Raw genomic sequence first — 18697 nt, 5'->3', positions numbered from 1 at the left:
CAACGACGCGCGAAGCGCGATCAACCTGTCGGCTGTTGGCCGTTCGGCCTCACGGCAATCCGCGTCCCTGCCGCCGACCCGCGCCGCCCAATGAAAAACGGCGCATCGCCCCTTGCCGGAGTGAACTGCACCCCAAAAGTTGGACTAGATCCAACCTTTGGGGTGTTTTTCATGACGAAGTACGACGAACGTTTCCGACGTCGGGTGGTTCAGGCATACCTGGCTGGAGAGGCTGGGACCAAGACACTTGCGCATCGTTACGGCGTGGGTAGCACGATGGTCCGACGTTGGGTGGCGAGCTATCGCGAGCATGGGGAAGACGGACTGAGCAAGAAGCACAGCCACTACGACGCGCGATTCAAGCTATCGGTGCTCCAACGGATGTGGCGCGATGAGTTGTCATATGCCCGAGTGGCGGTGGTATTCGGCATTCGCAATGAACGGAGCATCCCGGTTTGGGAGCGCCTGTATCATGAGGGCGGTATAGAAGCCCTGATGCCTCGTCGCCGAGGACGTCCCCCGAAGATGACCACCTTGCCGCCACCGAAGCCTACCGATGATGCCGCGCAGAAAGAGCCGAGCCGCGAGGAACTGCTCAAGGAAATCGTGTATTTGCGCGCGGAGGTGGCATACCTAAAAAAGCTCGATGCGCTGCTGCAATCAAAGAAGCAGACAGCGCCCAGGAAAAAACGCAAATAATACGTGAGCTTAGGCAATGCCATCCGGTAGCCGCGTTACTGAAGGCGGCAGGTCTGGCACGTAGCACGTTCTATTACCAACTCAAGGTATTGGATGCTGGCGATCGGTATGCGGATCTCAAAGTGAAGATCCGGAGCGTGTACGACCACCACAAGGGCCGTTACGGCTATCGGCGAATCACGACAGTGATCCGGCAAGCGGGACACGCGATCAATCACAAGACCGTGCAGCGGTTGATGGGACAACTGCAGTTGAAATCTCTGGTACGCCCGAAGAGATATCGTTCCTGGCGAGGCGAAGTCGGCCGCGTTGCCCCAAATCTACTGCGGCGGCAGTTTGATGCTGAACGCCCGAATCAGAAGTGGGTGACCGACGTGACCGAATTCAATGTAGGGGGCCAAAAGCTCTATCTGTCGCCGGTGATGGACTTGTACAACGGGGAGATCGTCGCTTACCAAATGGATGAGCGCCCGAGCTTCGAGTTGGTCAGCGGCATGTTGAAGAAGGCGGTGGCCAAGCTCGATGATGAAGGACGGCCGTTACTGCATTCGGATCAAGGCTGGCAGTATCAGATGCCCGCCTACCGTCGGTTGTTGAAGCAGCATGCGCTCACCCAGAGCATGTCGCGCAGAGGCAACTGCCTTGATAACGCAGCCATGGAGAGCTTCTTCGGCACGCTGAAATCCGAGTGCTATCGGCTGGCGCGCTTTGCGAACGTGGAGCAGTTGCGAGATGCGTTGAGCCGCTACATTCATTACTACAACCACGAACGCATCAAGCTCAAATTAAACGGGCTGAGTCCCGTGCAATACAGGACTCAGCCCTCGGCCGCTTAGTTTTTACCGTCCAACTTCGTGGGGTCAGTTCAGAGCGGTGCGCCGTTTTGCATCGCGCGGCATCGCCGCGCGCGCATCGGTCAGCGACGCCAGTAGCCGTGATGGCCCCAGCCGCGGTGCCAGTACGGACGGCCGTAGTAGCCGCCGACGACCACGGCCGGCGGTGCGTAATACGCGGGCGCCGGCGCATAGACGACCGGCGGAGGCGGCGGTGCGTAGTACACCGGCGGCGGCGGTGCGTACACCGGATAAGCGGGAGCGACCGGGACACCGATGCCGACCCCGATCGACACGTGAGCCTGCGCGGCGCTCGCGACACCCAGGCCAAGCGCGGCGGCGGCAATGAACGGAATGAGCTTTTTCACTTCGATTCTCCTGCTGGAGCGGTAATTTATGCGCTCCGGTCGGCAACGGCGAACATGCGCGTCGCATGGAAGCAATGTAGCGAAAACCCGCGCCGCGCGTATCGTCCATTTGTTGCAAATTGCAATTCGATGCGCCGCGCACGGCCGCGCCGCGCGGCGCCCGGCCGCCGCCGCACGCCTTGCGCACCGCGCAATTCCGCCCGGCAGGTCGACCCGCGCAGCGACGATCGGTCAGTCTTACCGCGTCGCGAACGGCGTCATCGCGCGCATTCGTAATGAACGATTACAAATTTGAGACGAAATGCCGACGATTCAAGCGGCGCGTGGCGCAATCGATTTGGGGCCGATTCACTGCGCGCGCTCGCGTGTCAGCGGTTCGCGAACGTTCAGCGCGTCTTCGTCAGCCGAATCAGCCGAATCAACCGATCACCGCCGCACGCACACGCTGTCTCGCCCGCGCCTCCCGCACGCCGCGGCCGCCGCCCCATTCCTGCGATACTGGCGGCTGTCCCGTTTTGACGTACCGCTTTCGCCATGTCCCTTCCCGACACGCCCCGCCTCGGCTTCATCGGCGCCGGCCGCCTCGCGCACTGCGTCGCACGGCGCTTCGCGGACGCCGGCTTTCCGGTCGTCGCGATCGCGAGCCGCAGGCCCGAATCGGCCCGCACGCTGGCCGCGCGGATCGACGGATGCCGCGCGCTCGATACGCCGCAAGATGTCGTCGACGCCGCCGACCTGATCTTCCTGACCGTGCCCGACGACCATCTCGCGTCGACCGCCGCCGCGCTGCGCTTCGACGCGTCACGCGCCGCGCAGCAGGCGATCGTCCATTGCAGCGGCGCGTCGGCGATCGAGGTGCTCGATCCGGCCAAACGCCAGCACGTCGCGACGGGCGGCTTCCATCCGTTGTACCTGTTCGGCGGCACCGACGCCGATCTCGCGCGCATCGACGGCTGCTCGGTCACGATCGAAGCCGACGGCGCACTGCACGCGACGCTGCTGCGTCTCGTCGCGGCGCTCGGCTGTCATCCGCTGTCGATTCCGGCCGGCGGCCGCATGCTGTACCACGCGGCCGCGCACTACGCGGCCAGCTTCGCGCTGTGCGGGCTCGCGGAAGCCGTCGAGCTGTGGCGCGGCCTCGGCTTCGACGAGGAAGCCGCGCTGCGCGCGCTGCTGCCGATGCTGGCCGGCACGATCGAGACCGCGCGCGACAAGGGACTCGCGAACGCGCTTGCCGGGCCGGTATCGCGCGGCGACACGGGAATCGTCGAACGTCAGCTCGCGCTGCTCGATGCACGCGGCGGCGACCACGCGACGCTGTATGCGCTGATGACGCGCCGCGCGATCGCGCTGGCCGCGAAGCGCGCCGCGCCGCCTGCGTCGCTGCCGGCGCTCGCCGAGGTCGTCGAGACCGCGCTCGCGCGCGCGGCAGATCGCCCCTCGCCGCCGCAACACGAGGCGTGATAAGGTGTCGGCCGATGCGCCGCCATCCGGCGTTGGCGGCCGCACGCTACTCGACTGTATAAAAAGGATGCCAACGATGTTCGGCGAGATCGCCCGTTTTCTACTCAATACGCTGTTTACGCTGTTCGGCGCCGCGCTGATCCTGCGCGTGTGGATGCAGGCGGTTCGCGTGCCGCCGTACAACCCCGTCACGCAGGCGGTGCTGCAGGCGACCAACTGGCTCGTGCTGCCGCTGCGCCGTGCGATTCCCGGCGTACGCGGGATCGACTGGGCCAGCGTCGTCGCCGCGCTGCTCACCGCGCTCGTCTACGTCGTGCTGATGGTCGCGATGGCCGGCTTCGATCCGGCCGCGGTGATTCCGACCGTCGTCGCCGTCGCGCTGCTCACCGTCGTCAAGTGGGCGCTCAACCTCGTGATCTGGATGACGATCCTGATGGCGCTGCTGTCGTGGCTGAACCCGCGCTCGCCGGCGATGCCGATCCTCTACCAGCTCACGGCGCCGTTCCTGAACCCGCTGCGCCGCGTGATCCCGAACCTCGGCGGCATCGACCTGTCGCCGATCCTGCTGTTCGTGATCGTCCAGGTGCTGATGATGATCGTCACGCGCGCGGCCGTGTCGCTGACGATGTTCGGTATCTGAGCGCGCACGCTACGCCGCCTGGCTCGGCGCCGGCGGCGTAGCCAGCGTGTCGATCACGCCGAAGCGCGCCGGAATCATCGCGTAGCACACGCGCAGCTTCTCGCGCGACAGCCGTTCGAGCAGCCGCTGCGCCTCCTCCTCGGTGACGATGAACTCCACCTCGATCGCGAGCGAGCCTTGCAGTTCGAAGAAGCGATCCTCGTGCAGCACGCGATGCCGGCCGAAACCGGCCATCGCGCGAAACGCGGAGCCGCCCGCGACGCCCATCCGGTTCGCCTCCTCGAGCAGCCATTCCCATAGCGGCTTCCAGTGCAGCCGATGCTGCTCGTGCACGTAAAAGCGCAAGAACACCCTGTCCATCGCTCCCTCCGTCGCCGGCGCGCTCACGTCGCCGCAAGCCACGCACGCGCGGTCCACATCCCGAGCGCGGTCAGCGTGAACGATCCAGTCAAGTGTAGGGCAGCCACCGCAAACGCCCATCCCGATTCGCCCTGCAACGCGTGCGTCATCACTTCGGCCGAAAACGTCGAGAACGTCGTCAGGCCGCCGAGGAAACCCGTGATCACGAACAGCCGCCATTCCGGCGGCAGGCCGACACGCGCCGTGAACACGACGGCCGCAACGCCGATCGCGTAGCCGCCGATCAGGTTCGCAGCCAGCGTGCCGAGCGGCACCGCGGGAAACAGCGCATTGAGCGCGAGGCTCAGGAACCAGCGCAGCAGCGCGCCGAGCCCGGCACCGACGAAGATCGCGACGATCGAATAAAACACGGACGCTCCCGTTCGATGAAGCGGCCGGCGGGCCGCCGCCCCGCGATGGCGAGGCATGCCGGCACGGATCCGCGCGGCGCGCGCATCCGCGGCATTGCCAGCAATGTAGGCGGATTCGCCGCGTGCCGGCAACCGGCGATCGCGGCTATGCGTGTTGCCAGGCCACGTCGAGCGCGTTCAGCGTCGCAAGCGCGCCGCCTTTCAGGCCGATCACGTCCGCACGCCGTGCATGCGCTTCGCGCGCGTTGATGCGGATCACGTCGGCGCCGAGCTGCTCGCTCAGCATGCGCACCGTCGGAATCGCCGTGCCCGCGCCGATCTCGACGACCGCGACGCGCCCCGCTTGCGCGATCCATTGCTGCAGCGCGCGCTCCTGCGCGGCGTAGCGCGCGCCGAGCCAGCCCGCGTCGCCGAACATCAGGATGTTCGGCCGCGCGAGGCCGCCGCAGTGCGGACAGCGCGGCGGCTCGCCGATGAGCCGGCACGCGGCCTCGTCGACGGTCGGGATGAAAGGCGCGGCATCCCACGTGTCGTCCGAGCACGGCCGCAGACACTGCAGCGCATGGATCGACCCGTGAATCTCGACGATGCGCGCCGGATCGAAACCGGCTTTCTGAAACTGTCCGTCGACGTTGCTCGTCAGCACGAAGCCGCCGTTCGGCATCGCGTCGATCCAGCGGCGCAGGATCGCGAAGCCCGCGTGCGGGACCGTCGACCGGTACAGCGCGAGGCGATGGCCATAGAAGCCCCAAGCCAGCTGCGGCCGCGCGCGGAACGCCTGCGGCGACGCGATTTCGTGGAATTCGAAACGCTCGTGGCGCAGCGCCGGATACGCGCGCCAGAAGCCGTCGGTGCCGCGAAAGTCGGGCAGCCCCGAGTCGACGCCGATGCCGGCGCCGGCCGTCACGAGCAATGCGTCGGCGCGCGACAGCGCCGCGACCGCGGACGCGACGAGATCGGCAGACAGCGGCGCGGCGCCGGGCCCGGCGGAATAAGACGAATCGGAAGCGGACATGATGATGAAGCGGCGGACGGATGACGGACGTTGCGCGAGCGCGCGTCGCGATCATACGCCGGTTCGGACGCCGCGACGCACGATGACGCGCATGACGAATCGATGTCAGCATCCCGACAGCCGCCGCTTGCTAACATGACCGCCCCGCGAACCGCCCGATTCCGTCGAACCGATGCCGCCGCCCCCTTCATCTTCTTCCGCCGAGCCTGACGATCGCGCACCGCGCCCCGGCGTCGCCGCGCTGTTTGTCGCGTTCGCCCAGATCGGCCTGACGAGCTTCGGCGGCGGCTTGAGCGGCCGCATCATGCGCGACTTCGTGCACGAACGGCGCTGGCTCGACGAAGAAGCGTTCCTCAACGGTCTTGCACTGTCGCAGGCGCTGCCGGGCGTGAACGTGAAGAACCTCGCGATCTGGATCGGCTACCGGCTTGCCGGATGGCGCGGCGCACTGGCCGGCTTTATCGGAATCATCGTGCCGCCCGCCGTGCTGATCGTGCTGTTCGGCGTCGCGTTCTCGACGCTGACGCGCTTTCCGCTCACGCACGTCGCGCTTGCCGGCGCGGCGGCCGCCGCGATCGGGCTGTCGGTGTCGATGGCGATCACCGCGGTGCGCCGCCTGCCGCGCGGCGTGCTGCCGCTCGCGGTGGCGGCAGCCACCTTCGTCTCGGTCGCCGTGCTGCACTGGCCGCTCGTGTGGACCGTGCTGATCGGCGGTGCGCTCAGCGTCGCATTCGAATACCGCCGCGCAGCAGGCGCGCGCGCGCAAGGAAGCGGCGACCGATGACGGCCGCGTCGCGCTACGCCGCGCTGTTCGGCGTGTTCGCGCCGCTGTCGATCGCGACGATCGGCGGCGGGCAGGCGATCGTCGCCGACATTCAGCGGCAGATCGTCGACGTGCATCACTGGATGACGGCCGCGCAATTCGTCAACGACTTCGCGATCGCGCGAATGGCGCCCGGCCCCGGCTCGCTGCTCGCGACGCTGATCGGCTGGCAGGTCGCCGGCTTCTGGGGCGCGGTGATCGCGACGCTCGCGTTATTCGGGCCGACCGCGTTTCTGATCTACGGCATCGCGCGGCTATGGCGGCGACATCAGGGCGCGCGCTGGCAGATCGCACTCGAAGCGGGGCTGCGGCCGGTGGCGGCGGGGATGATCGCCGCTTCGGTGTGGGTGCTGCTGCAGGCGCTCGACGGCGGCTGGCCGGCACGTGCGATTGCGGTCGCGTCGACGCTGTGCGTGATGTATACGCGTGTGCATGCGCTGCTGCTGATTGCGGCGGGGGCCGCGGCGCTGGTCGGGTTGCGGTTGGTCGGCGTGTGACGACGACGGCAATGACGAGCGCATCGTTTCAATTTCGCAGCAATCGATCGCTTTCGAACACGCGATACGGCGACGGCTTCAGGTTCAGATGCTCGGGATCCGGTAGTCCGTTTCCGAAGAAATCGAGCTCGACGTAACCGGGATGCCCCGGAAACATCGCCGCACAATACGGCTTCGACCGCTTGCGATTCGGCCGGTGAATCGCGGTCGATGAAGTCGGCCTCCAACGCGCTCCCTGGGCCATGGCGGCGCGACGCGATGCTCGACTTGAAACCGTTGCATCCGCAATCGCAGAACGCGGTGATTTCGGCGTGCGCGAATCGAGCGGCGGAGCGCGTCGCGATTCGGGAACGGGCAACGCGCGAGGATAAACGCGATCCAGTGCGCTATGCGATTCGAATCATTTGCAATCGGCCACCTTCACGGTTGCCGCGCGCTGGACGTTCGGATGTCGGGCGGTGCGTGCGCCCCGTCCGCGCTTGCCTTGCGGCGGCGTTTCCCTGTAGAATCGTCAATTCCGCGGGCGTCGTATAATGGCCATTACCTCAGCTTCCCAAGCCCCGGCGCGTTAATAAGAACCACTAATCGTGCGCGTTCTCACGTCGGGCTTTTTGCCGGCCCCACGCAGCTCCACTGTTCATGCTGGGTTCACGGCGATGCCAGTTTTCACGCCAGCGCCAATAGCAAGAAGCTGACGATATAGCGATCGTATATTGCATCAACTCACCGGCGACATCGAATCAGAAACACGGGCCGCCACCGATCGTCGGATCGCAAATTCAGCTCAGCCCCAAAAAATTGCGAGCCACCGGCGGCAACTTGGCTAGTTCGATTCCGAGCCCCTCGCTGTAGATCCTGCGGAGCACCCGCTGCTCCAACTTATCCAACTCGCGCCCCAGATCTTCAACGTTGTGGCACATGTCGTAAGCTGCCAGATATCCGTTTCGCCTCAGCATAAGCGTGTGGCCCAGCTTTGGTAGCGCTATCCCTCGTGTCACGAGTTCTTGTACCGAGCCAAGCTTAAGCAAGTCATCGCGAATCGCTACGATTTGCTCTTGCGTCAGTTCAAGTCGGTAGCTTGACTGGTGGCGAACCAAGCTCACGCCAAGAAATTCGGCAGCCTGATCGGGTTCGTATATCACTGACTTCGAACCGGGCTCAACCGGTGGTACAGTCAATCCGATCGGGGCAAGATGATGCGCGCAGAATTCAGCCACGCCCTCACACTCACCGCGAGATGAGGCAAAGAAAATCAAGTCGTCTGCATACCTGACCGCACGAAGACCCTGCTGCGCAATCGCGCGGTCAAACCCAGCCAGCATGATGTTGGAAAAGAATGGGGATAGCGGCATTCCCTGTCGCACGCCTCGCCCGGCTTTAATGCCGAGTCGATTAATCCTCTTCGCAACGCTCCCCTTCGTCGCGGAAATCTCGCAACCAATTGCCTGCACCAGCAGCGGATGGAGGGAGCGCTCTCGGATGACAGCCTTCAGCGCTCGCTCAAGATGCAACCGACCAATGGAATCAAAAAAAGACGCGATATCTGTCTTGTAGACCCATCCATACTTCGCTCGAATCTCACAAGCGTCGTGAACAGCCTTCTTCACCCCACGATTCGTCACGAAGCCATAGCTGATCTTGTTAGCAAGTCGATCTGCGTAGCGATCCGAAAGGAAATTCAAAAGCGCTCGCTGCACAATGCGATCTTGGACCGTCGGAACGCAGATCAACCGATCCTTTCCTGAAGACTTCGGAATGAGGTGTGGTCGAAGATCGGAAAACTGGAACGCCTTGCGGTGCAAATCGCGAGCCAATCGATTGAGACGAGCCTTTTCGTCAGCACGAAAGTCGTTGATGGAGATGTCATCGACGCCCGTAGTATTGTGGGATCGAGGTGAAGATTTCTTAAATAGAATGCCCCACGCCGCGCGTAGGGCATCAAGTGACAGGGCAGTATGGTACGCGTTTCTAGCCATATCTCAGGTGCTTCGCTGGCGTTGAACATCCTCCCTAGACCAGCGGCTGAAAGCCCCTTCGGCATCCTCGTTGCGGACCGCATCTTTCGATTCGGACCCGCCGCTGATTCCGCCGGTCACGCACACGCGATCGCTCGCATGGGCGCAGGTTGCCGATTGGTAACGTGCAGCGCAACCCGCAGAGATGCCCGTGGGCGCAGCACTTCGACCGAAGCGGCCGCCTCGATGCAAATGCTTCTCATTCCCACCTCCATTACGCTGGTTTTGATTCCGGTGATGCAAGCGATGGCGGCCAGGGCCGCGCCGACCAGCTTCCGGCCGGCGCAACGAGGGCGGTGTTTTGAAGACATGCGCCGCGACGTTGCCGGCGCGCCCGCCTCCCTGCCTCGGGGATGCCCCACACGTTTGTTAATCGCCTTCCCAACAGCTCTAGGGACAGAAAGCGACCCGGTCGCCCCTTCGGCATCCTCGTTGCGGACCGCATCTTGCGATTCGGACCCGCCCCTGATTCCGCCGGTCACGCACACGCGATCGCTCGCATGGGCGCCAGACGGCCGATTGGTAACGTGCAGCGCAACCCGCAGAGATGCCCGTGGGCGCTACCGAACGAAGCTATTGTGCCGGATAGGGTCATCAGCAACAACAACTGGACGGCTTCCTCGTCTATCTCCGTCACGCGATCGCGTGAGGCAACATACGAATTCCAAGTGAATTTGCCCAATTCTCGGTACGCCATCGATTGCCTGCTATACTGTACAAACATACAGCACTTTGTGATGGTTGACGCGCTATCATTCCGTCACCACAAAAAGAACGTGCATGAGGGACCAATGGCCGGGGAACGAAAGCAGGTAACGATTCACTATCGGAAGCTCGACAGGAACGGCGGATTTCCTGCGGGCACGCTGGAACAACACGTTCGCGCAGCAATGGAGGCGAATGTTGACGGCCATCGAGTCCGGGATCGCTTTAGAACCCGTGTCAGGGCTCTGGGCGAAGACAACTACTTTGTGAATACATTCTACGACCGAGCTGCGGATGAAACGCCCCTCGTTTTTGGGGACGTGATTCATTTTACGAAGGGGCATCTACAAGCTCTCTTCACCGTTGCTCAAACTGATGTCGCGGTTGCGCCCGTCCAGCAGATGCCAGCTCCGTCGCTGACAGAGTACGTGCATTCCGAGATGTTTTGGATGATCAAAGGCGATCATGTCTTCGTCATCCAGAGCATGTCGTTGAGAACGGAGGAACTGGAATCTTACTTAGCGTGGCTCCTCAGCGAACTGACCGCGACACTTCCACAACCTGCCCCTCAAATCGTGCTCGCTGCGCGATTCGACGAGCAATTGGTGGGCGGAGATTTGAACGACATTCAAGAGATTGTTGTCGGCGGTGTAGCCGCGCCAGCACACCGCGCAGAGGAATCCGATACACCACCAGCACCGCAGGAACGGGAAATCACCCAGCACGGGGAAGTTGGCACCGCACGCACCACTGGGTGGGCACAAGCCTGGGATATTCTCAAAACGTTGCTGGGAGGCGATGCCAACGTCGATAAGGTCATGCAATCCGTGCCACCGGATGCGGACTTGCGCGTCGAAGTGCATATCGGCTACAAGACGCGCAAGCGTTCTGTCAGCCGAGCTGGCCTGCGCCAACTTGAAACTGGGCTTCGCAATCTTCCGGACAGCCAGTTACAAGTGAAGGCGCGTGGCATGAGTAAATCATCAGACGGTAGTGTACGGCTGCACCACAACGCATCCGTGCAGTTGATCAAAGCTGGCGTGGGAGATAACGTGAAGGTCGGTTCGCTGCTTGACCCTACAGATGTCTTGCGAGCTATGTACGAGGCGTACAACGTCATGTACAACAACGGCAAGATATCGGACGACCCGGGCACCTGACATGAAATGGGCGGCGGGATTATTGTTGCCCCTGATTGCTGCCGCTATAGGTTGGCAGTGGGTGCCGCTCGGCCTTTGGATCGATATGAACCAGGGGCTACTTGCGTTTCTCGGGCTGATCGCCGCTGCCCTAATTCAAGTGATCCCGGTTACTGCCAATTTCTTGCAATCCGACGATCTAACCCCCAATGAGGCCGAGCGTCTTTCCAAAGGATTGCGCAATCAGCAGCACTATTGGCTTGGGCTTCTAGCAAGCGCAATTGTCGCATTTGCGCTGGTTGTGATAGCGAGCGTTTTGAAGGATCGAACCACAATCTCATTACAATCTGGGCGAACGATTAATTTCGCACCAGCTGTCAGCCTACTTCTATCCGCGTCGATAACGTTCGTCGTCGTGAAATTTGCTGGTCTGTTCGGTGGAGTTTTGAGCCTGCATAAGCTACGGGAGGAACTGGTATTAAATGCAGCAAAACGACGTGCTGCAGAGCGAATTGAAGCTGCCCAGAAGTCCATATCATTTCCGAGCAAGATCACTCCGGACGACTACGGCACCATCATTCCCCCCCCACATTAGCGGCAATCTATCCGAGGCCAGCCACTCGGCTCATAAGAGGCTCCCGTAGGAGCCATCTCGGCAGAATCAGCACAGCGCCGACAGTTACTTCTTGCCCATCGGCTCGTGCTTGTCCTTGATCATCTGGTAGTAGGTGCTCGCGCCGGCTTTCGTCAGCTTCACCTCGGCGATGAACTTCTCGATGATGTCCTTCCGGGTCACGTCCTTGACGGTCCGCATCCGTTTGTAGATTTCCGTCGCCAACTCCATCTTCGTCGGCGTAGCCGGTGCCGCCTTCACTGCGGGATCATTTCCCGTCGAACTGGTTGCGGGAATCACCGGCTTTTGGTCAGCAGCAACCGGCTTCCCCGCTTTCTCGTCCTTGCTCGTTGCACCTTGCTTCTGGTCGACCATGACAGCACTCCGTTCGTTGAAAGTGCGTCCAGGGTCCGGCAGACTGCCCTTCAGGGCAACGTCGAGCGCGCCTGTGATCGACACGACGGCGACCATCGCGAAATCCGTCGAGCAACAGCGACAGTTTTCACGTCACCCTCACCCGCATCTCCTCTATCCCCTTGATCTACCGGGAATTTCCGAGCTAGATCATCAGCTTTCTAGGATTCTGCCGTAGGGCCATCCCGGCCAATCCGCGTGCTCGCCATCGCCGACCGCCCCCCCCCTGTTGTGGGGATGAGATTTCTTTCACATCCAACAGAAGGGAACCGCTCTTTAAACGATTAAACAATTTTCTTGTTTTTAGAAAGTTTTTATATAGAAGAAGAGATAGAGAAAATTTTCTGAAAATTGATGAAATCGTTGAATCGTTTGGTGATGTTGTTGCTCGCGCGCCGAGCAAAGGGCCGAGGGCATGGCCGCACGCCCACGAAAGCTGCATAAGTTGAAGAGATAGATTTGTGTGCTCGCCGCCTGTTCCGAGCATGACCTGCGCAAGCCCCGTCGAAATTCTTGCGATGACTCCGGCCGATCCAGGAATGCCCGAGTCGGAAAAATACGGGTTTATACTAGATTGACGCAAAAAAGCGACAACAATCCAGCCTTTTATAGGTGTTTACCCGAGTTTGCCGCGACGAAAAACGCACACCCGAGTCCTGAGGGGTGCCTTGACCGAAAACGTGCATCTCCGACGCGCCAAACGAGCCGAGAAGGCCTGTTACAAATATTGCGCCCCCTCTTCCCCAACCTCGTCGATTTGTAACTACCTTCTAGCCCGCGCATTCGATTTTCTGGATTTCGCAGACTCATACTTCACCCAGATGCGTTTGGCAGTTGTTCGTCTTGTGTAACGCCCTCCGCCTCCGTAAAGTCAGGTCCATCGAATTCCTGCACAGTCACTCGGCAACGAAGCAACGTGCGACGAGGCACACCCTCGCCTTCCGATTTCGATCCGGCAACGTTCAGCGTGAACGGCTTGGCAACCATCTTTAAAAGGAAATTTCATGAACAACGACCACAACACCACTTATGTTAGTGATCCTATGGAAATCGTAAGCCTGTTTATGCAAGAGGGCCTCCTGAAATGGATTGGCCCCGAGGATTGGGTATGCGATCTGCCTCCCGAGTACCCCGTTCGGCCGATCAACTCACACGACGCGCCGCAGCCCCTCTCCAGCCTTAAGATCGGGGACTATATTCACTGCCCCAGGTACCCGATTACGCATAGCCCAACTCCCATCATCGGGATGAACGGGAAACCGTATGGCTTCGTCTGCAACGAATGCAACGCCGTTTGCACGACAACCGACCTTGGCATGCCTTACGACTTGCCTGTCGATAAGGAAGCAATGACGCATGCCTAACTCCTGAGACCGCCTAACAACGACATATCTGACCTGCCTGCTCCCGGGCAAATAACTCTCAACCAACGTTGACTCGTGGCCGGAAGATGGTACTCGCACCATTTCCCGGCCATCTTTTTTGCATTCCTAACTATGAATATAGACCACGTCAAAAAATACTCTGACCTCGCAGCCGAAGGTCTCGCCCCGCTTCCTATCCGCCTGAACGATAAGGTTCCCGCCACGCAGCACGGATTCAAGGACGCGAACATGGACCCCGACAAGCATCGCGCATGGGCGAATGAATGCGCCGACTACAACGTTGCGTACGCGACCGGACCGGCGTCCGGATATGTGCTCGTTGTCGATGTCGATGTGAAGAACGGGGATGCCACCGGCCTCAAGTCGATCAGTCGGCTGGAGAAAGAACATGGCCCACTTCCGCCAACTCGCAAAGTGTTTACGCCATCGGGTGGGTATCACCTCATCTACAGGTATCCAGAGAACCTGAAGGTCCCGAGCAGGATCAACTTCCTGCCTCGCGTCGATGTGAAAGCGGAAGGCGGTTACTGTCTCGCTCCCCCGTCGATCATCAACGACGAGCCCTATTTTTACGACGAACCCGTACTGCCGATCTCTCGTGCCCCTGCGTGGTTGCTTGAACTGCTCTGCTCGACGCAAGGCACGAAACCGCGCAAGCGGAAATCCGCCAAATCGAAATCCGCTACCATCGGGAATCGCAACGAATCTGTCGCGTTCGAGGGGTTCTCTTTGCTCAATGCAGGTTTGAACCCCGACCTGCTGGAGGAGGAACTGCTGGAGTACAACGCCACAAATTGCGACCCGCCACTGTCTGAATCGGAGGTATCCCAGATTGCCGCGAACGTGGCTAGCTCGCACCAGAAGAACAACGATAGCGTCTCTCGTGCAACCGATCTCGGCAATGCGAAACGGATGTCAGAACTGTACAGCGACACACTCCGGTACGTTTCGGAGATGAAGCGCTGGCTCGAAAAATCCCCGTCCGGTGCCTGGCGTTTCATCGATGAACTTCGCGTGCTGCTGCTCGCCCGCGAAATCATTCCGATGATCCACGACGAGATTCGCCGCCTTAATCCAGGCAATCGCCGTGAACTGATGGATCACGCGAAGTACAGCGAAAGCAATAAGGCGCTCAAGGATGCCGTCGAACTGTTCAGGTCCGAACCCGGCATCGCCGTCTCGGCCAGCAACCTCGATGAAGGGGAATGGATGTTCCCCGCGAAGAACGGCCTCGTTGATTTGCGGACCGGCAAGTTCATGCCGATGGACCCCGCGCTGCACATCACGCAGACTGCGGGGGTGAACTTCGATCCGGATGCAACCTGCCCGCGGTGGGAAGCCTTCCTGCTGGAAATCATGAACGGGAACGTCGAGCTTGTGGAGTACCTGCGCCGCGCCATCGGGTATACGCTGACCTGTCAAACCTCGGAACATGCCCTGTTCTTTGCCTTCGGCAGCGGGGCAAACGGGAAGTCGACCTTTCTCAATTTGCTGCGGGCTCTCTTCGGAGATCTCGGAGCACAGGCGAACGGCGACATGTTGCTCGACAAGAACGGCGGGCAAGCTATGTCCTCGAATGCCTCAAGCAGTGAAGTCGCACGCCTCGTCGGGAAACGTCTCGTCGCTATGAGCGAGGTCGAAGAGGGACGCCATTTCAGCGAGAAAACGGTGAAGTGGTATACGGGCGGCGAAGACATTGTCGCTCGCATGCTCTACCAGAATGCGTTCTCGTTCACGCCTCGCTTCAAGCTCTGGCTCGCCGGAAACTACAAGCCAACGATCAAGGGCAACGATCACGGCATCTGGCGTCGCATGAAGCTGATCCCGTTCACGGTTACGATTCCGCCCGAGAAACGTGACCCCGACCTTGAACGCAAGCTGCGTGATGAACTCCCGGGTATCCTGAACTGGGCGCTTGTTGGCTGCCAGCAGTGGCGCGATAACGGCTACAAGCTTAAGGAGCCGGCGATCATCACGAATGAGGTGTCCGAATACCGTGGCGAAATGGACGTTGTCGAAAGCTGGCTGTCGGAATTCACCCGCGACGATCCCGATGGCGAGATCCACTTCGGTGACGCCTATAAGTTCTTCAAGGCGTGGAGCGAGGCAGAATACAATTTCTCCTACTCCCGCAAACGGCTCGGAATGATTTTGCAGGATAAGGGGTACAAGCCCGTTGCTAGGCCTCATCGCGTCTATCAGGGTTTGACGCTGCTCGTTGACCTCCAGTTCAACGAGAACACGGGAGCCTACGTCGGCCATGAGTTCTACGACTACGAACTTGAGCTGCGGAAGCGCGACTGGCAAAGCAAGCTGCTCGCGGGCATGACCGGCGAAGATGTAGGCCCCGATGACAACGAGGGTGAACCCCTCGCCGCATAACCCGTCGTAAGTGATTTCTCCCGAACGGATCGTGCTCGCGCACGCTCCGTTTTTTGCATCTGGCATGGGCGAAAGCTGTTGTCATACCCCATATCAGCCCGGATGGTGTTGCTCATCAATTACATTCCATTAGGAGCAACACATGACACTCATCCGTCGAAACAACAGCAAGAACTGGTACTACCAGTTTCAGATTCAGGGCAAGAAATTCTTCGGCTCCACCGGCACGCCGAACAAGACGAAGGCCGCTCAAGTCGAACGCGAGATGCGCAATCGCGCGCACGCCGAGCAGTACCTCGGGGATGCGCAGCCCATCTCGCTCAAGAATGCGCTGGAACAGTATGTCGAAGCACGGAGCGAAACTTCCTATCACCGGAACATGTGCTCGATCGTTCGGAAGACGCTCGGCTATAAACTTCATCCGCGGACGAAGGCCAAGCTCCCCTGCTATGGCATGTCGCCTGATACGCTGCTGCATGAACTGACGACGCGCGATTTCGATCTTCTCGTCGCGAAGCGCAAGGCCGAAGGCGACAAGCCCGCGACGATCAAGCACGAGATCGGATTGCTACGCGCGACCATCAACGAGATGGCAAAGCTCGGCTTCAAAGTCAGTCGAGATATCGTTTTTCCCGAGCTTAGGACTTCGTATAGGCTTCGATATCTGGATTCTAACGACGAGTCGGCGTTATTGCGCGAACTCGATCCGGAACGGCTTAGAGCGCGTATAAACGCGTCTAAACCGCTAACACCCGAAATGACGCGGAATATGCAGGATAACTACGACATCACGGTTTTCCTGCTCGATACGGGATGTCGCTACTCGGAGGTCGCGAATATTCCGTGGTCGGCGATCAACATCGACGCCAGCACGATCAGCCTCTATCGGAGCAAGGTTCGGAACGAGGATGTGCTGCACATGACATCGCGACTCGAAGCGATCCTACGTCGTCGGTGGGAAGAACGCCGGACTGGGCAGCGATACGTCTTCGAAGACCGCACGGGCAATGAACGCGGCTACAGCACGAAGTCGATCAAGAAGGCAATTGAGCGCGCCGGACTAAATGATCCCACTCTCGTCAAAGAACGCGGCGGGCGCGTTACGCTGCACACGCTCCGTCATACGTTCGCGAGCAAGCTGGTCAAAGCGGGCGTCAGTCTCTATGAGGTGTCGGTGCTGCTCGGTCACAGCGATCCGAAGATGACGCAGCGTTACGCGCACCTCAGCCCGAACGACGCGAGCCGGAAGGCCGTAAAAGTCATCGACTCGCTACTGCTCAATCCCGCATGAATCGTGGGGTGTGCCGCCCTCAACGTGCTCCGAATTTAGGGCACTTTCCATGTCTTATTAAAGGCGTACAAAACCGGGATTCTCGAGGCCGAGGATCCCGGAAGCCGGCATCCGATTACTTGTGGCCATTCCACTCGGGATCGGGATCATCTTCCCATGCTGGTGCCCATTCCCGATTTGCCCATCGGGGATGCGTCAGATCGAACGGTTTGCCGAGCCCGCGACGCGGTAACTGTCGGTTGTAGATGAACCCCGAGACGCCTGTGCCTAACAACCGCACCTGCGCCTCATGTGTGCGATTCACGGACATCGTTTCACTTCTTGGTGCGCCTTTTTCGTTCCGTGGTGGAGCTCGAGGCTCCGTTAGGAGACGCGAGCTCCACCACGCGCCGGTGATGTTCGGCGAGGGTCTTGTCGACGCGCCATTCACGGTGGCGAATTCGTTCTTTCGTTTCGTCGTAGGCACTTTCCACCTCCTCCGCGAGAGGCGTAATTTCGCTTAACTCCGCGATACGATCGATGGGCGTTTTGCCACCAAGTGAGCCGTGCGGGCGCCGCCAGTTATAGTTGAACTGCCACTCCTCAATTCGTTGGTCGATCGCATCCCCGGTCGGTGGATGATCCGACCAGAATTCGTTGAGGTCGGTGAGCTGTGAACGCTCGACCTTGCCGTTGAGGTGTGGCGAACGGGGCGGAATCGGTCGGAATTTGATGCACTCGCTCATCAAGCGCCGCTGCACTGACTCGGCGAAGAACTCACCGCCTCGGTCGGTCTGGATACGCTGAATCGGGAACGGCATCTCCTCAATGACGCGATCAAGAAAAAGCAGCGTATTTCGGGCATTTCTGCGTGGGTAGATCGCCAGTACCCGGAATCGCGAACAGTCGTCGATCGCCGTGTACTGGTACGCACCTCGAGCGATTTTCATCGTGTCCATCTGGACGCGGTCTCCAGGCACCGGCCGGCTATAGCGTTTTGGCTGCGTCGGTCGCCTAGATCGAACCAACGGCTTTACACCCGCCTCGCTCAAGACCTTGTGAATGGTCGCGAGGGATAGCTCTCGTTGCTCGTGCAGTCGCAGTTCATTCTGGATCCGCCGTGCGCCTTTGCGCTCAGCGCGTAATCGGAGGACCGTCGCCCGATCAGCCTCGGAGACCTTCCGGTTTGGGCTGCGCAATGGACGACGGCTTTGAGACTGGAGACCCGCTTCGCCAGCCTCCTGATAGCGACGTAGCCATTTGCGAAGTGTCGGCCGAGATATGCCGCACCGTGCGCACACGAGGCCAGCATTGCCCGTCTCGTGATACATGCGCACCCAACGCAATCGCGCGGCGGTCTCTCGGTCCATCGCTTCATTTTAGTTGAAACGATGTCTATGAATCACACAGTTTAACTTCCTCCTGACTCACGGAACTGTCGTCAGACCAGGCGACGTCCGCGAACGCGGCTTCGAGTGCGGCTTGGAGCTGCTTCAACTGCTCCGGGGTCGGGTTCGAAGGCAGATGCTCAATCTCTTTGCCCTTTACGGCAGCGCCTTCAGTCGCGGACCGGAGCGGCGTGTTTTCCGGCACCAGCGTGCGCGGCAGTTCAGTCTCGTCGACGCCAAGTGCTTCGAGTAGTCCGGCACGAGCATCCTCGGCGGC

Annotated in this window: 17 protein-coding genes; 10 read left to right on the top strand and 7 right to left on the bottom strand. The window is 60.6% G+C overall.

Annotated elements, in window-relative coordinates; all coding sequences use genetic code 11:
- The first annotated feature begins 171 nt into the window (after nucleotides 1–171).
- A protein-coding gene (locus NP80_RS30940) for an IS3-like element ISBmu5 family transposase (protein ID WP_088930125.1) occupies nucleotides 172–1535 on the top strand; the annotation gives its coding sequence in 2 pieces (ribosomal slippage) (nucleotides 172–634 and nucleotides 634–1535; 1365 coding nt in all).
- Between the two features lie 80 nt (nucleotides 1536–1615).
- On the opposite strand, the gene NP80_RS17530 is transcribed toward NP80_RS30940, so the two are convergent.
- Nucleotides 1616–1900 (bottom strand): hypothetical protein, encoded by a 285-nt coding sequence (locus NP80_RS17530; RefSeq protein ID WP_006400832.1) that lies wholly within the window; start codon nucleotides 1898–1900, stop codon nucleotides 1616–1618.
- Nucleotides 1901–2434: 534 nt separating this feature from the next.
- On the opposite strand from NP80_RS17530, the gene NP80_RS17525 reads away from it, so the two are divergent.
- A complete protein-coding gene (locus tag NP80_RS17525) occupies nucleotides 2435–3364 on the top strand; it encodes a Rossmann-like and DUF2520 domain-containing protein (RefSeq protein WP_006400834.1) in 930 nt (309 codons plus the stop codon).
- A 76-nt stretch (nucleotides 3365–3440) separates the two neighbouring features.
- Complete coding sequence (locus NP80_RS17520; protein WP_006400835.1) at nucleotides 3441–4004, top strand: YggT family protein; 564 nt, start codon at nucleotides 3441–3443, stop codon at nucleotides 4002–4004.
- A gap of 9 nt (nucleotides 4005–4013) precedes the next feature.
- Here NP80_RS17520 and NP80_RS17515 read toward each other — a convergent pair whose 3' ends face one another.
- The 3 genes from NP80_RS17515 to NP80_RS17505 all read right to left on the bottom strand — a co-directional run bounded on the left by NP80_RS17515 (nucleotide 4014) and on the right by NP80_RS17505 (nucleotide 5789).
- Nucleotides 4014–4364, bottom strand: coding sequence for a DUF190 domain-containing protein (locus NP80_RS17515; protein WP_006409629.1), 351 nt, complete (start codon nucleotides 4362–4364; stop codon nucleotides 4014–4016).
- A gap of 23 nt (nucleotides 4365–4387) precedes the next feature.
- Nucleotides 4388–4774 carry a fluoride efflux transporter CrcB gene (gene crcB, locus NP80_RS17510; RefSeq protein ID WP_006409624.1) on the bottom strand — a complete coding sequence of 129 codons (387 nt, stop codon included), beginning with the start codon at nucleotides 4772–4774 and terminating at the stop codon, nucleotides 4388–4390.
- 145 nt (nucleotides 4775–4919) lie between these two features.
- Complete coding sequence (locus NP80_RS17505) at nucleotides 4920–5789, bottom strand: SIR2 family NAD-dependent protein deacylase (protein WP_006409628.1); 870 nt, start codon at nucleotides 5787–5789, stop codon at nucleotides 4920–4922.
- A gap of 172 nt (nucleotides 5790–5961) precedes the next feature.
- Here NP80_RS17505 and NP80_RS17500 point away from each other — a divergent pair, with 172 nt between their 5' ends.
- Together NP80_RS17500 and NP80_RS17495 are read left to right on the top strand one after the other, a co-directional pair.
- Nucleotides 5962–6573, top strand: coding sequence for a chromate transporter (locus NP80_RS17500; protein WP_006409627.1), 612 nt, complete (start codon nucleotides 5962–5964; stop codon nucleotides 6571–6573).
- On the top strand, nucleotides 6570–7109 hold the full coding sequence (locus NP80_RS17495; RefSeq protein ID WP_006409619.1) for a chromate transporter: 540 nt from the start codon (nucleotides 6570–6572) through the stop codon (nucleotides 7107–7109). Before NP80_RS17500 ends, NP80_RS17495 begins: the two co-directional genes overlap by 4 nt.
- Before the next feature lie 779 nt (nucleotides 7110–7888).
- On the opposite strand, the gene NP80_RS29835 is transcribed toward NP80_RS17495, so the two are convergent.
- Entirely contained in the window at nucleotides 7889–9085 is a 1197-nt protein-coding gene (locus tag NP80_RS29835; protein ID WP_035946364.1) for a reverse transcriptase domain-containing protein, read from the bottom strand.
- A gap of 830 nt (nucleotides 9086–9915) precedes the next feature.
- Between NP80_RS29835 and NP80_RS17485 the strand changes: the two genes are divergently transcribed.
- Both NP80_RS17485 and NP80_RS30935 read left to right on the top strand, forming a co-directional pair.
- Nucleotides 9916–10989, top strand: a complete 1074-nt coding sequence (locus NP80_RS17485; RefSeq protein ID WP_088930117.1) for a hypothetical protein — start codon at nucleotides 9916–9918, stop codon at nucleotides 10987–10989.
- A gap of 1 nt (nucleotide 10990) precedes the next feature.
- On the top strand, nucleotides 10991–11563 hold the full coding sequence (locus NP80_RS30935; protein ID WP_140401768.1) for a hypothetical protein: 573 nt from the start codon (nucleotides 10991–10993) through the stop codon (nucleotides 11561–11563).
- 84 nt (nucleotides 11564–11647) lie between these two features.
- Here NP80_RS30935 and NP80_RS17480 read toward each other — a convergent pair whose 3' ends face one another.
- Nucleotides 11648–11956: a hypothetical protein gene (locus NP80_RS17480; RefSeq protein WP_006409620.1), complete on the bottom strand. Its 309-nt coding sequence runs from the start codon at nucleotides 11954–11956 to the stop codon at nucleotides 11648–11650.
- A gap of 1043 nt (nucleotides 11957–12999) precedes the next feature.
- Here NP80_RS17480 and NP80_RS17475 point away from each other — a divergent pair.
- The 3 genes from NP80_RS17475 (at nucleotide 13000) to NP80_RS17465 (ending at nucleotide 17053) form a co-directional block, all read left to right on the top strand.
- Nucleotides 13000–13359 (top strand): hypothetical protein, encoded by a 360-nt coding sequence (locus NP80_RS17475; protein WP_045594016.1) that lies wholly within the window; start codon nucleotides 13000–13002, stop codon nucleotides 13357–13359.
- A gap of 132 nt (nucleotides 13360–13491) precedes the next feature.
- A complete protein-coding gene (locus NP80_RS17470) occupies nucleotides 13492–15762 on the top strand; it encodes a phage/plasmid primase, P4 family (protein ID WP_006409623.1) in 2271 nt (756 codons plus the stop codon).
- A gap of 142 nt (nucleotides 15763–15904) precedes the next feature.
- On the top strand, nucleotides 15905–17053 hold the full coding sequence (locus tag NP80_RS17465) for a site-specific integrase (protein ID WP_006409631.1): 1149 nt from the start codon (nucleotides 15905–15907) through the stop codon (nucleotides 17051–17053).
- Nucleotides 17054–17367: 314 nt separating this feature from the next.
- Here NP80_RS17465 and NP80_RS17460 read toward each other — a convergent pair whose 3' ends face one another.
- Nucleotides 17368–18402 carry an IS481 family transposase gene (locus NP80_RS17460; RefSeq protein WP_006409625.1) on the bottom strand — a complete coding sequence of 345 codons (1035 nt, stop codon included), beginning with the start codon at nucleotides 18400–18402 and terminating at the stop codon, nucleotides 17368–17370.
- Nucleotides 18403–18697: the final 295 nt, after the last annotated feature.

Source organism: Burkholderia multivorans ATCC BAA-247, assembly GCF_000959525.1.
GTDB lineage: Bacteria > Pseudomonadota > Gammaproteobacteria > Burkholderiales > Burkholderiaceae > Burkholderia > Burkholderia multivorans.
This window is presented reverse-complemented; position numbering and strand designations above follow the sequence as displayed.

Bases quoted from the DNA above. Each gene is read 5' to 3' on its own strand.
- NP80_RS30935 (WP_140401768.1), top strand. From the start codon at position 10,991: ATGAAATGGGCGGCGGGATTATTGTTGCCCCTGATTGCTGCCGCTATA.
- NP80_RS17520 (WP_006400835.1), top strand. From the start codon at position 3,441: ATGTTCGGCGAGATCGCCCGTTTTCTACTCAATACGCTGTTTACGCTG.
- NP80_RS17480 (WP_006409620.1), bottom strand. From the start codon at position 11,956: ATGGTCGACCAGAAGCAAGGTGCAACGAGCAAGGACGAGAAAGCGGGG.
- NP80_RS17525 (WP_006400834.1), top strand. From the start codon at position 2,435: ATGTCCCTTCCCGACACGCCCCGCCTCGGCTTCATCGGCGCCGGCCGC.
- NP80_RS17485 (WP_088930117.1), top strand. From the start codon at position 9,916: ATGGCCGGGGAACGAAAGCAGGTAACGATTCACTATCGGAAGCTCGAC.
- NP80_RS17475 (WP_045594016.1), top strand. From the start codon at position 13,000: ATGAACAACGACCACAACACCACTTATGTTAGTGATCCTATGGAAATC.
- NP80_RS17505 (WP_006409628.1), bottom strand. From the start codon at position 5,789: ATGTCCGCTTCCGATTCGTCTTATTCCGCCGGGCCCGGCGCCGCGCCG.
- NP80_RS29835 (WP_035946364.1), bottom strand. From the start codon at position 9,085: ATGGCTAGAAACGCGTACCATACTGCCCTGTCACTTGATGCCCTACGC.
- NP80_RS17460 (WP_006409625.1), bottom strand. From the start codon at position 18,402: ATGGACCGAGAGACCGCCGCGCGATTGCGTTGGGTGCGCATGTATCAC.
- NP80_RS17500 (WP_006409627.1), top strand. From the start codon at position 5,962: ATGCCGCCGCCCCCTTCATCTTCTTCCGCCGAGCCTGACGATCGCGCA.
- NP80_RS17515 (WP_006409629.1), bottom strand. From the start codon at position 4,364: ATGGACAGGGTGTTCTTGCGCTTTTACGTGCACGAGCAGCATCGGCTG.
- NP80_RS17470 (WP_006409623.1), top strand. From the start codon at position 13,492: ATGAATATAGACCACGTCAAAAAATACTCTGACCTCGCAGCCGAAGGT.
- NP80_RS17495 (WP_006409619.1), top strand. From the start codon at position 6,570: ATGACGGCCGCGTCGCGCTACGCCGCGCTGTTCGGCGTGTTCGCGCCG.
- NP80_RS17465 (WP_006409631.1), top strand. From the start codon at position 15,905: ATGACACTCATCCGTCGAAACAACAGCAAGAACTGGTACTACCAGTTT.